Genomic DNA, 14,670 nt, shown 5'->3' with positions numbered 1-14,670 from the left:
CAGGCTGACCAGCGCGATTGTCGGGTTTTCGCCCGACTGCTCCCGGCCCGGCTCAGGCGATCTGCTGGCTTGGCTGCAGCACGAAATCGACGATGATGGCGGCCATGTCGTCGATCGCGCGGCGCGCGATGACCTCATAGCCGTGGGTGCTCAGCGTGGGCAGGCACAGCAGGCCGGCGCGCGCGGCCTGCCCGGTGGCCTTGGCGTGCGACGCGTCGGATTCGAATGCGCCCAGCGCGGCCGGCTGTGGGGACAACCCCTGGTCGGTGGCGATTTCCAGCAGCCGGTCGGCGACTTCCTTGTCGTAAATGCACAACGCGTCGCTGTAGCCGATGATCGGCCCGCCGCTGACCGTGGTGTTGTATTCGACTTCGGTGGGGCCGACTTCCAGGGCGAGCGTGAGGTGGCCGGGCAGCGTCGCGCTGGCGTAGGTGCCCCCCACCCCGCCGATCTCCTCGTTGGTGGTGAAGACCAGGTAGACGTCGTCGGCCGGGCGTTGGTTGCGCTCGCGCAACAGGCGGGCGGCGTTCAGCAGCGCGGTCACCGCGGCGCGGTCGTCGAGGAAGTAGGCGCCGACGTAGTCTCCGATCTCGACCACGGATCGCTTGCTGCGGTCGACGCACACCCGGGTGCCGGCGTGCACTCCCGCCGCGGCCAGCTCCTCGGTGCTGCGGCCGGTGAAGACGTACACGTGATGCCAGTCCAGTGCCCGGTCCCCCTTGTCGGGCTTGGTCTCCCAAATCCGCGAGCTTTCCTGGGTGGTGTGCTCGGAGCCGAGAGCCAGTACGGCGGTGAGGGTTTCGTTGTCGCCGAGCACCGCGACCGGTCCGAGTCCGAAGTTGCCCGGGTACATCGTTCCCAGCTGCGTCAAATGCAGCGTGCCGTCGGATTCCACGCGCTTGACGATCATCGACAGCTCGTCCATGTGCGCCATCACCCGGGTCGCGGTGCCAGGGATGGCCTGTGTGCGCTGGCGGTGGTCGGGCGCCCCGGTGTTTTTGGCCGACGCATTGGCGGCGACGTAGCCGATCAGGTTTCCGGCGTCGTCGGTCCACATGTCGTCGACGAGGGGTTGCAGCTCCCGGGCGATGACGGCGCGGACCTCGTCCTCCTGTCCGCACGGCCCGTAGGTCCACAGGAGTTCCTGCAGCAAGTCGTCGCCTGCGTCACGGTCGGGGTGCGCCATGGGATCCTCTTCCGTCATCGGGTTCAGAGGACCAGTACCCGCGATGTCCTGCGACTACGCCAACGCCGTCAGGTGTTTCGACGCCTGGTTCAGCTCACGGCGTCCGGGTCTGCCAACGAAACAAGGAGGTGCGACGGTGTCGGCCCGCCCTGATGCAATTGGTAGCGCCCGCCGGCCAAGGCCCGGCGAGCCGGCTTGCTGGGCACCAGATGCGGAAAGTCATAGGTGGTGATCGTCAGGCGCAGCCGGTGGCCCGCGGCGATCAGCGCGGCCGTCGGAAAGATTTCGATGTCGTAGCGGGTGAGCTCCCCGGGCACGACGGGCTGCGCGGCCGCTCGGGTGCTGAGGTGCTGCGGGCGCAGAACGGTGCCGTCGGGCAGGTACCAGGTGCGGTCGGGATCCAGCTTCCGGTGCGAACCGAGTAGCGCGCCCTGGGACAGCGGACGGCTGGCACCGTCGGGGGCGACGGCGTCGAGGTGGGCGACCCACACCGTCTCGGTGGTGGTGGCCGTCGCGTGGATGGTCAGCGCGATCGGTCCGGCCACCAGCTTCGCCTGGCCGAATGGCTCGGTGGTGTAGGACAGCGCGCCGCGCTGCAGGCGGCGGTTGTCCTGGTCGTAGCGGATGGTGCGGCCGCGCTGGGAGAACAGAAAGCTGCTAAGCCCCAGCGACCACTGCTCCAGGCTGCGGCCCGACAGGGGTCCGCGCGGGACATAGGTCAGCGGCGCAACAGTGGTGTGGGGCGAGGCATCCGAACTCAGCCGGCCCGCGTCGGACAGGTAGAAACGAGTGGGCGTCGCCTCGGCGAGCGGATAGTCGTCGGCGCGATACCAGTTCGAGCTTCCGATCGCCTGGAACGTCAGCGGCTTCCCCGCAATCGCCGCGCGCGCATCGTCTTTGAGCCAGTGCTCGAACCAGCGCAACTGCAGCGCCTGAAGGTGCAGCCCGCCGTGGTCCGACACGTGATACCACGGGCCCATCATCAATCGGATCCGGTCCGAGACGGGTTGGCCGGGTTCCATCGGTGCGTCGTCGGGCCGGCCGGCGGCCGCGTTCTGCAGCGCGGCGTAGTTCAGGGGCGCCCCGCGCTGAAACGCGTCGTGCCATCCGCCGACGAGGAAGGTCGCGACGCCGTTGGCGGCGATCTTGGACAGGACCAGCCCCGGACTCATCGCGTCCCAAAACGGGCCGTTATAGGCTGTCTCGCCGCCGACGACAACCTCGGCGATCAGTGGCCGGAAGTAGCGCCGCTGATCGCGTCCGCGCTGGCGAACCGCGGCGAGACCGCCCGAACGCGGCCGCTCGTGACCGCCGCGGGCGAGCCACTCCAGCGTCGGATTGACCACGTTGAGCAGCGTGTAGACCGACCCGTATCCGCGGACCGCGTGCAGGTGCGGCACGCCGCCCATGGTGGCGGCGTCGCGATAGAAATCGCGGGCCGCCATCACCGGGAAAATCGCCTTCAGGGGCGAGTCCGGGCCGACGGCGGCCGCGGTGAAGAGTTGGTTGATCGCCAGGTAGGACAGCCCCACCATGCCGACGCGGCCGTTGGCGTTGGGCAGCGTGGTCGCCCACTGCACCAACTCCACGCCGTCCTGCGTCTGCCGGTCGCCGCACATCTCGAACGAACCGCCCGACGAACCGGTGCCGCGGACGTCGACCATCACCTCGATGTAGCCGCGCTTGATGAGGTAGGGCGCCGCGCCGCCGCCGATTTGTGCGGCCGGCGGCGGGGCTTTCTTGCCGTAGGGCGTGATCGACAGCAAGACGGGAAACGGGCCTTCGGCGGCCTGCCCCGTCTCGGGCACCGTCGGGTAGTGGATGTCGGCGCGCAGTTCGACGCCGTCGCTCATCGGCACGGCGACGTTGTGTCGCACGCCCACGCCGTAGGTCGCCGGGGGCGGCGTCCACTCCGGCGCGAACGGCGATGGACTGGTCTTGCGGACGCGTCGCGCAGGTTTGCGCCTGGATCGCAGAGTCGTCCTTGATCTCACCATCGGTAGAGCTCCCCCTGAGGTCCCGCGGCGCCATCGCCGCGAATCATCAGCGAATTTAGAGCACCGTCCTCAGCGGAACTGAGGGGGTGTCACGATGGCGCGGCCGCTTCCGCCGGTCGTCGGACGCAGCGGTCCAGCGACCCCGCCGATTGCCTTCGACGCCTAACGGTTTCGGCGGCCTCGCGATGCGGATCGGCCACTGATTTCGCAAGGCGCTCGCAGGCGGCGACCGGCGACTCGCGCTGACAGATCGCCGATTCCACCCGTGACCCCAGCTTGTCATTGCCATAAACAGTCCCGCGGCCTCTGGCTTCGTCCGAGGCGGGGCCCGCTGAAAACCACGGGCCCCCAGCCGATTTCGTCATACCGCCTCGTCCTGGGCGTCGGACACGAAATGGGTGACGCTCGGATGCAGATGTCGCAACAGCTCCTCACCGGAGAACTGCATGCGCTCGGCCTCATCCAGGAAAGCAGACTGTGCGGCCGAGGATTCGTAGACCAATCCCGCGCCTTTCGCTACGCTCGGCTCGCGCACCGCCTTGCGCTTCTTCAAACGCATCAGCTCGGGATGCATCTTCTTCCGCTGTGCGGGAGGGACCAGCGCACCGCGGTTGAAGGGCCTCATACCAAGCTTGTCCGCGACCTCCCGGACCTGACAAGTCTTCAGCCGGTAGCGCCAAGCGATTTGCGAAATCGTGAACCACCCCCGTGGCATCCGCCAGATCCAGCCCGCCACGGTAACCACCGTCAACACAACCGCCAGGGTCGCTTCAGGGCGGAACAGCTTCCCGGAGAACTTGATCGTCACGATCCCGACTACCAGCATGACGACGAGAGCTGACACGAAAAAAATCTGAGCCGGACTCACCCCGCCCCCTTGCTTCCACCGCGAGTACGTCCAACGGTCTCAGACCCGGCTGGCGGTGAAACCGCGACACGCCGAAGCGTGCCGAGTGGCGGTTTCGTGGACATGCGTTTGACTGAGTTATTCGAGCACTACGGTGGTTCCGCGACCTGGCACCTGGGTGATCGACCGGCGGTGTATCGGCTCGGATTTAGCGTCGACGGGGCGCACCCGCATGGTGGTGAACATCGCGCCGAGCACAATCCGCATCTCGCATTCGGCGAAAGTCGCTCCAAGGCAACGGCGCACGCCTCCTCCGAATGGAATCCACGTGTACGTTCCCGCGCGGTTGTCGAGAAACCGCTCGGGACGAAACTGTTTCGGGTCGGGGTAGATGTCGGGACGGCGGTGCATGAGATAGATCGAGGGCGCGACCTTGACGCCGGCGGGCAGTGAAAACCCGTCGACCTCCATGGGTTCGGTGAGCCGTCTGCTCACCAGGGCGAGCACGGGCCGCATCCGGAGTGTCTCCTTCACCACGGCATCGACGTACCTCTGGCCGTCGTCGGCGTGCGCCTCTTCGATAAGGCGCGAATGCGCGTCCGGGTGACGGATGATCCGCTCGACCGCCCACGCCAGTCCCGATGCCGTTGTTTCGTGGCCTGCCAATAGCAACGTGATGAGTTCGTCGCGAATCTCTTGATCGCTCATCGGATTACCGTCTTCGTGCCTGGCCTTCAACAGCATCGAGAGGACGTCGGTGCGGGTATCGAGGTCGGCTTGCCGACGGGGCGTGGCGATCTCTTCATGAAGCAGGCGATCTACGTCGGCCAGCAACTTGTGAATGAGCGCAGTCCTCATCTTCCGGGGCCCTACGAGCAAGAGGAAAAATTGCGCCGCGCCGTTGGTTGTGAGAACGAGCGTCCGCTGTAGCGCCTGGCGCAACCGGTCCATGCTCTGCCCGCGCTCGAGTCCAAACACCAGGTGCAGGATGACTTCGAGCGTCAACGCTTGCATCCGGGGATGCAGCCGCACCGGCACACCGCGGGGCCAGCGGGCAATCTCGGCCTGGGCAATGGCGGTCATCGTGCTCATGTAGCTCTGCAACTGATTGCCGCGAAACGCGGGCATGAGGAGTCGACGCTGTTCTCTGTGTGCGTCGCGGTCGAGCAGTAGCACCGAGTTCTGGCCCACCACGGGCTGCAGGATGCGGTTTGCTTCCCCGGCGAGCATCAATTCGGGAGGCGAGGTGAAGATCTGCCGCACCGCATCGGGATGCGAGACCATCACGATCGGTCCCTCGCCGACCAGCTTCATGGTGAACGTGTCGCCGTATCGGGCGGCGGCGCGGTCCATGAACTCCCATGGACGAGCGATCCATTCAGCAGTTTGTACTGCCACCGGTGCTCGAGGACCGGGTGGCAGCGTGTCGGCAGCCATCGATCACCCCCGACGGGGACGGCGCGTGCTAGGTAGCTTGGGCAACTTTATGTGCTGAGGCTGCCGGCCACCAGAGACTCGCCGACGGCATGCCTCTGCGGCGCGAGCGGCGCCTCGAAACGCGTAATACGCCTATCGCACTGGTCTGACCACTTGACGTCTGGCCAATGGCTCCGGCATGGTGGGGGCATGGCCCTGCGCCCCGTGACCCGACAGTCGATACCCGACCACGTCTTCGAGCAGATCATGTCCGACGTGCTCAGTGGCGAACTCGCGCCCGGGGAGCTGCTGCCCAGTGAGCGAAGGCTCGCGGAGGTGCTGGGGGTGTCCCGGCCGGTGGTTCGCGAGGCGCTCAAGCGCCTCACCGCTGCCGGCCTGGTCGAGGTTCGGCAGGGTGACGCCACCACCGTGCGGGACTACAAGCGTCACGCGGGCCTGGACCTGCTGCCCCGGTTGCTGCTTCGCGGTGGGGATCGTGGTGACGAGCTGGACGTGGCGGTCGTGCGCAGCATTCTGGAGACCCGGCTGCACAACGGTCCCAAAGTCGCCGAACTGGCCGCCGAACGGGGCGGCCCGCAGGCGGCCAGCGTGCTCGAGGCCGCCGTGGACGCACTGGTCGCCGAAGAGGATCCGACGGAACGTCAACGCGCCGCGCTGACGTTCTGGGACCACGTCGTCGACGCCGCGGACTCCATCGTGTTCCGGCTGATGTTCAACACCCTGCGGGCCACCTACGAACCCGCACTCCCGGCGCTCGACACCGTGATGGCCGCCGAGGTCAATCGCCCGGAGCTGTACCGCCAAGTGGCACAGGCGATCACCGCCGGCGATCCGGTCGGGGCCAAACGTGCCGCGACCGAACTCCTCGAGCCGGCCACCCGCGGCCTGCTCACCGCCCTATCCAGCCTGGATGACGAGCAATGAGAACACCCGTACGCAGCAACCTCACCCTGTCCGCGGCGGGCCGGGAGTTTTGGCGCCACCCTTCTCCCTGGGGCCTCGCACTGACGTTCGCCGGGGCGCTGACGGCCCGGATCGTCGTCGGTGACTGGCGGCTCACCGACGTCGTGCTGCCGGCGCTCATGATCGCGGCCTTCCCGGTCTTCGAGTGGATCATCCACGTCGCCATCCTGCACTGGCGGCCGCGCAGTGTCGGTCGCTTCGTCGTGGACCCCTTGCTGGCGCGCAAACATCGCGAACATCACTGCGAGCCGCGGAAAGTCGAGCTCATCTTCATCCCGTGGCAGACGTTGCCCTGGGTGATCCCGACGGCCGTCGCCGTAGCGTTCGTGGCCTTTCCTCGGCTCGGCCTCGGGCTGACGTACCTGGTCGTCTTGACCGCCCTGGGGCTGGCCTACGAGTGGACGCATTACCTTATCCACACCGACTACAAGCCTAAAAGCAGTGTGTATCGGTCGGTTTGGCGTAACCATCGACGGCATCACTTCAAAAACGAACACTACTGGTTCACCGTCACCACCACCGGAACCGCCGACCGGCTGCTCGGCACGTACCCGGACCAGTCGACGGTACCGACCTCCCCGACAGCCAAGAATCTGCACGGTGTGAGTGCGAGCTCGACCAACGCTGCGGCATCCGGACGGTTTGTACCTCGATAACGAAAACTATTGCTGAATCTACTGATCAACCACTGTGTACCGGACGGTGGTCAAAACGACTGCACGCGCCCCTCTGACCTAGTTCTGTCTTAATCGGACTGGCAGTATTGAACCCGGGCCCACTTTGCCCCGGTCGGACGTTGTCTGAATTTCAATGTGCTGCATCGTCTTTCGTGGGCTTCACCTGCGCAAGGGCGCTACCGGTTGATCACGCGTGATACCGCTACCTTGTCGTCAAGTTTTCGCGTGGTGCGTGCAATTACCTGACCGGCGAAGTCAAGCAACTCCTCAAGGGTGGGGAACATTGCGAAGGCATCCACGATCGCCTCGTCGGCGCCTGACTCGGCGAGGCGCTCGAGCTTGTCGGCAACGAAGTCAACGGGCGTGCCCGGTTCGAGGTTGATCCGCATGGCCGTCTTCAGCGCGTCAGGATCGCGGCCGGCGTCCTGGGCCGCGCCGCGCGCGATCGACCACAGGTGGTCGGTGACCTCGTCCTGCAGCCCCTCGACCCCGAGCCAGCCGGTGCCGCTGCGGCCGACCCGGCGCATCGCGGCCTCGCTGGCACCGCCGATCCAGATGGGTGGACCGCCGGCCTGGACCGGGCGCAGTTCGGCATGGACCGGCGGAAGCGAGAAGAACTCGCTTTCCCAGGACACCGGGGTGGTCGTCCACCATTGGTGCAGAAACGCCAGCAGATCATCGAGCATCCGCCCGCGCCGGTGCCAGTCCGCGCCGCGGGCGATGTCGTGTTCGTCCTTCATCCACCCGACCCCCACGCCTACGTCAAGACGGCCGTCGCTGAGCACGTCGAGCGTGGTCAGCAGTCGGGCCAGGTGCACCGGCTCGTAGTAGAACGTGCTGAGCGTGCTGGAGTTCAGCCGCACCCGGCTGGTCGCCGTCGCGGCAACGGTCCACAGCAGCACCGGATCGAGGTACCGGGTCATCTGGGGCGGGTACGGCTGCTCTTTGCCCGGGTAGGTGCTGTGCATATCGACCGGCGTGACCAGGCGATCGCCGACCCACAGCGTGTCGTAGCCAAGGTCCTCGAGTCCGCGGCAGAACGCGCTCAAGCCAACGGCGCTGCTGACAGCGGGCCCGACGATGGGAAGTGCGAAACCAAGTTTCATTGGGATTCCTTTCGGTGATCCATCAACCATTGTTTGGGCTCCCGGCGCCCCGGTCCGTCCACGGCTCGGACCGGGGCGGTGCGCCTCAGGCGGGAACGGTGGCGCCGAGGGCAAAGTCGAAATTCCCCACGCCGTGGCGGGCGAGGCCCATCACGACCAGGCCCATTCCTTCCAGCCAGTGCGCCATGTGCAACGCGCCGACGTCCAGCGGGCGCAGGTCGAGGCTCTCGATGAACGCCGCCACGTCCGCCTTGGCGCGCACGTCGTCGCCGGCGAGGAAGACGTCGAGCGGCCGGCCCTGGCCCAGGACAACGCCGAAGATGGTGTTGAACGCCTTCACCACGCTGGCGCTGGCCGGCGCGGCCTTGGCAACTTGCTGCGCGACCGAGGTGCCATCGGGGATGGCCAGCCCGTCGGCCGCGGCATTGAAGGGGTTGCTGATGTCGACGATGACCTTGCCAGCGAGGGCGTCTCCGTATTGGGCGACGACCGGAACGACATGGGCGTACAAGAGGGCGACGATGACGATGTCCCCGGCCGGAACGGCGCCGAACTCGCCGGTCGTGGCGTTGCGGCCGAGCGTCTTGGCCAGGTCAGCTGCCTTGGACTGATCGCGGCCGATGACCTCGACGGTGTTGCCACCGGCTACCGCCAGCTCGCCGATGGCTCGGGCCATGTTCCCGGTGCCTATGATGCTGATGCTGCTCATGAGGTGAGTCCTGTCTCGAATAGATGAACGAAAAGGTTGATGTGTCTACCTTAAGCCAGGTTTGATGACGCGTCAACCAAATCGCGGTAGCATGAGCGGCTAATGGATGCGAACTGGCTGAACCCTCGTGAAGACCGCGCCTGGCGGGCGTTCCAGCACGCGCATCATCAGCTCGACGTGCACCTGAACCGGGGCCTGCAGGAAATGGGCCTGTCGGGGGCCGACTACCAGATCTTGGCGGTGCTCTCGGAGCACGACCGGGACCGCATGCCCGCCCGCGACCTGTGCAACACACTGGGCTGGGAAAAGAGCCGTGTCTCCCACCAGGTGCGACGCATGGAGAAGGGCGGGCTGATCTGTCGTGAGCCCAACCCCGACGATGCCCGGAGCACCATGGTCTGCCTGTTGCCGGCTGGCCGCGCCGCGATCGAGAAGGCGGCGCCCCGGCACGTGGAGGACGTCCGCCGGAACTTCATCGAACTGCTTACCCCTGCTGAGCTCGACATGCTCGCCGCCCTCAACGAACGAGTCCTGCGCCACCTGACCAAAGACGACTCTGCAGCCGACGACGAGCCCTCGTAGGTGAGACGGCGGCGTCGCATACTTGGTGCCGCGATCGAATCCGCTGCGTACCCACTGCGCGCCGGACACCATTCGGTGAATGCAAATAACCGGGAAACGCGCTGTTACGTGCTCAAACTCTGTGGAGCTAAGGGGAATCGAACCCCTGACCTACTCGATGCGAACGAGTCGCGCTACCAACTGCGCCATAGCCCCTGACCGCTAGCAGGCTACCAGCCGCGGCACCAACCGCCGAAACGCGAGCACTACTCGCCGACGGCGCGCGGCAAGTCCCGGGGCCACCCGTAGGTCCTCATCGCCATCGCGTAGTCCAGGTGCTCGAAGACCGGGTCCTCGTCGTCGATTTCCAGCACCACCGCGCCCGGGCGGCGCAGCCGCGACGGGACCACGTCGTACTCCCGGTCGTAGGCGTTCTCGACACCGAGGCGCGCCCGCGCCATCCGCTGCGCCCGGCGGCGGCGCACCTTCTCCTCGATGCGCGTCTGGCGGCGCAGATAGCCCAGGTACAGCAGGGTGATGCCGATCGCGCTGCCGCATACCCACCAGGCGCTCGGCGAGATCTTGAACGCCGCGGTGGCCGAGCCGATCAGGCCGAGGGCCATCACCATCAAGACCTTCTTGCGGAACGCGTACTTGCGGGCGCTGACCGCGGCGGCCGTCTTGGCGTCGAGCCGGCGCCGGCGGGCAGCGCTGCGCGGCATCGGGGCTGGAACCTCGTCGTCGTCGTCGGCGTCTTCGGCGGGGGGCTCCAATCCGGACGAGTCCTCGACGTACTCGTAGCGGTCCTCGTCGTCGTGCTTGGCGACGGCCTCGGTGTCGACGTCGTCCTCGGCCGGTTCCTCGTCGACGTCCTCGGCCGCAGAATCGCTGGCCCCCACCGGAAGTGCGGCCGAATCCTCGACGACATCGACGTCGAGGTAGTCGGGCTCGTCGGCCTCGGCGGGCTCGGTCACGGCCATTTTCATCACCACCGGGCGCCGGCGGCTCAGCTCGTCGGTGTCGGCGTCGTCATCCGTCTCGCGGTCGTCGCCGTTCTCGGCAAGGTCGTGCTCCTCGTCGAGGTCGGTGTCGGCCGAGTCTTCCGGCGGTTGCCAGTCGGGATCGCTGCGGTGACCGGCGGCCGGACCGCTGCGCTTGATCAGCCGGGAGTTGGCCCCGCCGTTGAGGACTCGCGTCGCCAACGCCACATCGCTGGTGCGGCGCACCGCGTCGCGTTTGCTGACGAGCATCGGCACCAAGACAAACAGCCACAGCACCACGAGCGATATCCACAACAATGACTGCGGGATGCTTGGCATGATGACCTGCTCTCTGTGGTTCTCATCCCCCGCGAAGCCCATTCGTGGCCAACGCGGCCGGGTCATGACGACCAGGACAATTACACACCTGTAATTTGCCTCCCACAAGCACCACGAGTCACTCGTGTCGCGCCAGTCCCAAATCGGCAAAACTCCGGTCACGGTCGGAGCGTCGCCGACCGACCCAATTAATAGGTGGCGGTCATACCCAGCTGGCGTTACCGGCGCGGACCAGCGCCGATGCCACCGATCCGGTGACCTCTTCGACGGTGATGGCCATCAACAGGTGGTCGCGCCAAGCCTTATCGACTTCCAGGTAGCGCTGCAACACGCCCTCCTGGCGGAACCCCACCTTTGCCAACACGGCCCGGCTCGCGGCGTTTTCCGGACGGACGGTGGCCTCCACCCGGTGCAGCATCACCGGCCCGAAGCAGTGATCGAGCCCCAGGGCCAACGCCGCGGTCGCCACCCCGCCGCCGGTGGCCGACCGCGGCACCCAGTAGCCGATCCACGCCGACCGCAACGCGCCGTGGGTGACGTTGCCGATGGTCAGCTGGCCGCAGAACTGCCCGTCGAGTTCGATGACGTAGGGCAGCATCCGTCCCTGGCGCGCCTCCGCCCGCAGGCCGGAGCACAACGCCGGCCACGCGGCCACGGCATGCCGGACCGTCCAATCACCCTCGGCGCTGGGCTCCCACGGCTCCAGATGCGCACGATCGCTCAGCCGGATCCGGCTCCACTGCGCGCCATCGCGCAGCCGCACCGCCCGCAGGCGGACCACGCCCGCCGGAACCCGAAGCGGCCCAACGCTCATGGGCCAACCCGGATGACGGGAATTGGAGCGCAAGAGGTTCACCGTGGACGCAGTCGTTCCGCTCAGCCGCGCTGAGCCAAGAAGGCGACGTCGACGATCTCGCCGGTCCGAATCTGCTCGGCGCCGCTGGGCACCACCACCAGACAGTTGGCTTCGGCGAGGGTGGCCAGCAGGTGCGACGACGCGCCCGGGGCGCCGCCGAGCGCCTGCACCAGATACTCCCCACTCTCCTGGTCGCGCATCAGCTGGCCGCGCAGGAAACCCTTGCGCCCGGCCACCGACGTGATCGGCGACAGTGTGCGGGCCTGCACGATGCGGCGCATCGGCTGGCGCTTCCCCAGCGACAGCCGGATCAGCGGGCGCACCATCACCTCGAAGACCACCAGCGCACTCACCGGATTGGCCGGCAATAGGAACGTCGGGACGCCCTCGCGGCCCAGCTGACCAAAGCCCTGGACGGAGCCGGGATGCATCGCGACCCGGACGACCTCGAGCTCGCCGAGCTCGGAGAGCACCGAACGCACCACTTCGGCCGCCGCACCGCCGACGGCCCCGGCGATGATGATGACCTCGGCGCGATTGATCTGGCCCTCGACGATGTCGCGAAGCTCCTTGGCGCCGCCGCCGACGATCCCGACGCGGTTGACCTCGGCACCGGCGTCGCGGGCCGCGGCCGCCAGCGCATAGGAGTTGACGTCGTAGACCTGGCCGTTCCCCGGGGTGCGGGAAATGTCGACCAGTTCCCCACCCAGCGCCATGATCGTGACCCGCGGCCGGGGATGGACCAGCACCCGTTCGCGGCCGACCGCAGCCAGCAGCCCGACCTGGGCCGCGCCGATGACCGTTCCGGCGCGCACCGCGACATCACCGGGCTGGACGTCGTCGCCGGCGCGGCGCACGTAGGCGCCCGATGGCGCCCCGCGGTAGATCCGCACGCGCGACGTCCCGCCGTCGGTCCACCGCATCGGCAGGACCGCGTCGGCCAGGGTGGGCAGCGGGGCCCCGGTCTGCACGCGGACGGCCTGGCGTGGCTGCAAGCGGCTGGGCGTGCGCGAACCCGCCTCGACGGTGCCCATCACCGGCAGCACCAGCCCGTCGCGCCCGTCGCTCTCGGGTGAGTCGTCGATCGGCTCGGGCAGACTGTCGTGGCCCACCTCGCCGACGCCGAGGACGTCGACGCTGCGCACCGCGTAGCCGTCGATCGCGGCCTGATCGAAACCGGGCATCGGGCGTTCGGTCACCACCTCCTCGGCGCACATCAATCCCTGCGCCTCGGCGATCGCCACACGTATCGGCCGCGGGGCCACCGCGGCAGCCGTGATCCGAGCCTGCTGCTCTTCCACCGAACGCACAGCGCGCCTCTCTGCCCTCGCTGCCTGACGGGCGGCCCGCCGGCCGGGTTACCGCCGGGCTACTGCTCGGCCAGGCCCAATCGCGCCACCAACCATTGCCGCAAATCCGGGCCGTAGTCGTCACGATCCAATGCAAAGTCAACCGCAGCCTTGAGGTAGCCGCCAGGATTTCCCAAGTCGTGTCGAGATCCGCGGTGCACGACCACATGCACCGGGTGGCCCTCCGCGATCAGCAGGGCGATGCCGTCGGTGAGTTGCACTTCGCCGCCGGCCCCGCGCTCGGTGCGGCGCAACGCGTCAAAGATGGCGCGGTCGAGCACATATCGGCCCGCCGCGGCGAACAGCGACGGCGCGTCCTCGGCCTTGGGCTTCTCGACCATGCTCTTGACCCGCAGCACGTCGGGGTTCTCATCGTCGGGCACCGGCTCGACGTCGAAAACGCCGTACGCGCTGATCTCTTCGGGGGTGACCTCGATCGCGCACAACACGGTGCCGCCGTGGTGGGCCCGCACCTTCGACATCGTGCCCAGCACGCCGGTCGGCAACACCAGGTCGTCGGGCAGCAGCACCGCGATCGCGTCCTCGTCGTCGGACAGCCGCGATTCCACGCACCCGATCGCATGGCCGAGCCCCAGCGGTTCGCTCTGCACGACGGACTCGACCTTGATCAGTCGCGGCGCGCGGCGGACCTTGTCGAGCATCGCGGTTTTGCCGCGCTCCTCCAGCGTGCTTTCCAGTACGAGGTCTTCGACGAAATGCGCGACGACGCCGTCCTTGCCCTCGGAGGTGATGATCACCAGCCGTTCGGCGCCGGCTTCGGCCGCCTCGGCGGCCACCAGCTCTATGCCCGGGGTATCGACCACCGGCAGCAGTTCCTTGGGCACCGTTTTGGTTGCCGGCAAGAAGCGGGTACCGAGACCGGCGGCGGGCACAACAGCCGTGCGTGGCACCACCACGTTTGGGCATGACATCGTTCACACGATAACCCGCATCCGCTTTGCCGAGTCGATGTGGCGCGGGCAAAGTCCTGGCTGTCATGGTTGACGCATGGCAACCACGGGCAAGGCCGCGTTGCGCGAACAGCTACTCGCGGCCCGGCGCCGCGTTGCCGACGACGTTCGGGCCGCCGAGGCGGACCTGCTGCGGGAAAAGTTGGAAGCCCCGGAAAGCATTGTGGCCAGCGACAGCACGGTCTGCGCCTATGTGCCGGTGGGCACCGAGCCAGGGTCGATCGAGCTGCTGGACATGTTGCTGCGGCGCGCCGGCCGGGTGCTGCTGCCGGTTGCGCGCACCACCGCCGACAACACGCCGCTGCCGCTGTCGTGGGGCGAATACCGGCCCGGCACCCTGACCACCGGCCGGTGGGGATTGCTCGAGCCCCCGCAGCCGTGGCTGCCGGCGGCCGCCCTGGCGGAGGCCGCCCTGGTGCTGGTGCCGGCGCTGGCCGTCGACCGCGCCGGCGTGCGGCTGGGCCGGGGGCGGGGGTTCTACGACCGCTCGCTGGGCGGCCGTGACCCCCACGCGCCGCTGGTGGCGCTCGTCCGCGACGCGGAATTGCTGGACGAGATCCCGGCCGGTCCGCACGACGTCCCGATGACCCACGCGCTCACGCCGCAACGAGGACTGATAGCCCTCGATTCGCACTGACATGTCGGGAATGAGACATGTCACGTGGCGGTTCTAGCACTTGAGACGCTAGAGT

14 protein-coding genes and 1 tRNA gene are annotated in these 14,670 nt (G+C 67.6%); 4 read left to right on the top strand and 11 right to left on the bottom strand.

Annotation, left to right across the window (positions count from 1 at the left end):
- Nucleotides 1-52: 52 nt before the first annotated feature.
- The 4 genes from OCU_RS29865 to OCU_RS29850 form a co-directional block, all read right to left on the bottom strand.
- Nucleotides 53-1,186 carry a M42 family metallopeptidase gene (locus OCU_RS29865; protein WP_009957792.1) on the bottom strand — a complete coding sequence of 378 codons (1,134 nt, stop codon included), beginning with the start codon at nt 1,184-1,186 and terminating at the stop codon, nt 53-55.
- Nucleotides 1,187-1,275: 89 nt separating this feature from the next.
- Complete coding sequence (locus tag OCU_RS29860) at nt 1,276-3,069, bottom strand: CocE/NonD family hydrolase (protein WP_014379302.1); 1,794 nt, start codon at nt 3,067-3,069, stop codon at nt 1,276-1,278.
- Between the two features lie 475 nt (nt 3,070-3,544).
- Nucleotides 3,545-4,009: a hypothetical protein gene (locus tag OCU_RS29855; protein WP_009957794.1), complete on the bottom strand. Its 465-nt coding sequence runs from the start codon at nt 4,007-4,009 to the stop codon at nt 3,545-3,547.
- Nucleotides 4,010-4,168: 159 nt separating this feature from the next.
- A complete protein-coding gene (locus OCU_RS29850; RefSeq protein ID WP_080552582.1) occupies nt 4,169-5,467 on the bottom strand; it encodes a cytochrome P450 in 1,299 nt (432 codons plus the stop codon).
- Nucleotides 5,468-5,656: 189 nt separating this feature from the next.
- Between OCU_RS29850 and OCU_RS29845 the strand changes: the two genes are divergently transcribed.
- Together OCU_RS29845 and OCU_RS29840 are read left to right on the top strand one after the other, a co-directional pair.
- The gene (locus tag OCU_RS29845; protein ID WP_014379299.1) at nt 5,657-6,391 is read left to right on the top strand and encodes a FadR/GntR family transcriptional regulator; all 735 of its coding nucleotides are present in this window, start codon (nt 5,657-5,659) and stop codon (nt 6,389-6,391) included.
- Nucleotides 6,388-7,086 carry a sterol desaturase family protein gene (locus OCU_RS29840; RefSeq protein ID WP_014379298.1) on the top strand — a complete coding sequence of 233 codons (699 nt, stop codon included), beginning with the start codon at nt 6,388-6,390 and terminating at the stop codon, nt 7,084-7,086. Before OCU_RS29845 ends, OCU_RS29840 begins: the two co-directional genes overlap by 4 nt.
- 197 nt (nt 7,087-7,283) lie before the next feature.
- Here OCU_RS29840 and OCU_RS29835 read toward each other — a convergent pair whose 3' ends face one another.
- Both OCU_RS29835 and OCU_RS29830 read right to left on the bottom strand, forming a co-directional pair.
- A complete protein-coding gene (locus OCU_RS29835; RefSeq protein WP_008254108.1) occupies nt 7,284-8,213 on the bottom strand; it encodes a TIGR03619 family F420-dependent LLM class oxidoreductase in 930 nt (309 codons plus the stop codon).
- Between the two features lie 85 nt (nt 8,214-8,298).
- Nucleotides 8,299-8,922: an NADPH-dependent F420 reductase gene (locus tag OCU_RS29830; RefSeq protein WP_009957800.1), complete on the bottom strand. Its 624-nt coding sequence runs from the start codon at nt 8,920-8,922 to the stop codon at nt 8,299-8,301.
- A 102-nt stretch (nt 8,923-9,024) separates the two neighbouring features.
- Here OCU_RS29830 and OCU_RS29825 point away from each other — a divergent pair, with 102 nt between their 5' ends.
- On the top strand, nt 9,025-9,504 hold the full coding sequence (locus OCU_RS29825; protein ID WP_009957801.1) for a MarR family winged helix-turn-helix transcriptional regulator: 480 nt from the start codon (nt 9,025-9,027) through the stop codon (nt 9,502-9,504).
- A gap of 122 nt (nt 9,505-9,626) precedes the next feature.
- On the opposite strand, the gene OCU_RS29820 is transcribed toward OCU_RS29825, so the two are convergent.
- The 5 genes from OCU_RS29820 to OCU_RS29800 form a co-directional block, all read right to left on the bottom strand.
- Nucleotides 9,627-9,699, bottom strand: a tRNA-Ala gene (locus OCU_RS29820).
- A 50-nt stretch (nt 9,700-9,749) separates the two neighbouring features.
- Nucleotides 9,750-10,802 (bottom strand): divisome protein SepX/GlpR, encoded by a 1,053-nt coding sequence (sepX, locus tag OCU_RS29815; RefSeq protein ID WP_014379296.1) that lies wholly within the window; start codon nt 10,800-10,802, stop codon nt 9,750-9,752.
- Nucleotides 10,803-11,004: 202 nt separating this feature from the next.
- Entirely contained in the window at nt 11,005-11,658 is a 654-nt protein-coding gene (locus OCU_RS29810; protein ID WP_179300620.1) for a GNAT family N-acetyltransferase, read from the bottom strand.
- Nucleotides 11,659-11,678: 20 nt separating this feature from the next.
- A complete protein-coding gene (gene glp, locus OCU_RS29805; RefSeq protein ID WP_009957805.1) occupies nt 11,679-12,968 on the bottom strand; it encodes a molybdotransferase-like divisome protein Glp in 1,290 nt (429 codons plus the stop codon).
- A 59-nt stretch (nt 12,969-13,027) separates the two neighbouring features.
- The gene (locus OCU_RS29800) at nt 13,028-13,939 is read right to left on the bottom strand and encodes a UTP--glucose-1-phosphate uridylyltransferase (protein WP_008254094.1); all 912 of its coding nucleotides are present in this window, start codon (nt 13,937-13,939) and stop codon (nt 13,028-13,030) included.
- Between the two features lie 76 nt (nt 13,940-14,015).
- Here OCU_RS29800 and OCU_RS29795 point away from each other — a divergent pair, with 76 nt between their 5' ends.
- Complete coding sequence (locus OCU_RS29795) at nt 14,016-14,615, top strand: 5-formyltetrahydrofolate cyclo-ligase (RefSeq protein ID WP_008254092.1); 600 nt, start codon at nt 14,016-14,018, stop codon at nt 14,613-14,615.
- Nucleotides 14,616-14,670: the final 55 nt, after the last annotated feature.

This window comes from Mycobacterium intracellulare ATCC 13950 (assembly GCF_000277125.1).
GTDB lineage: Bacteria > Actinomycetota > Actinomycetes > Mycobacteriales > Mycobacteriaceae > Mycobacterium > Mycobacterium intracellulare.
Note: the sequence above shows the minus strand (reverse complement) of the source record. Positions and strands in the feature narration are given on the sequence as shown.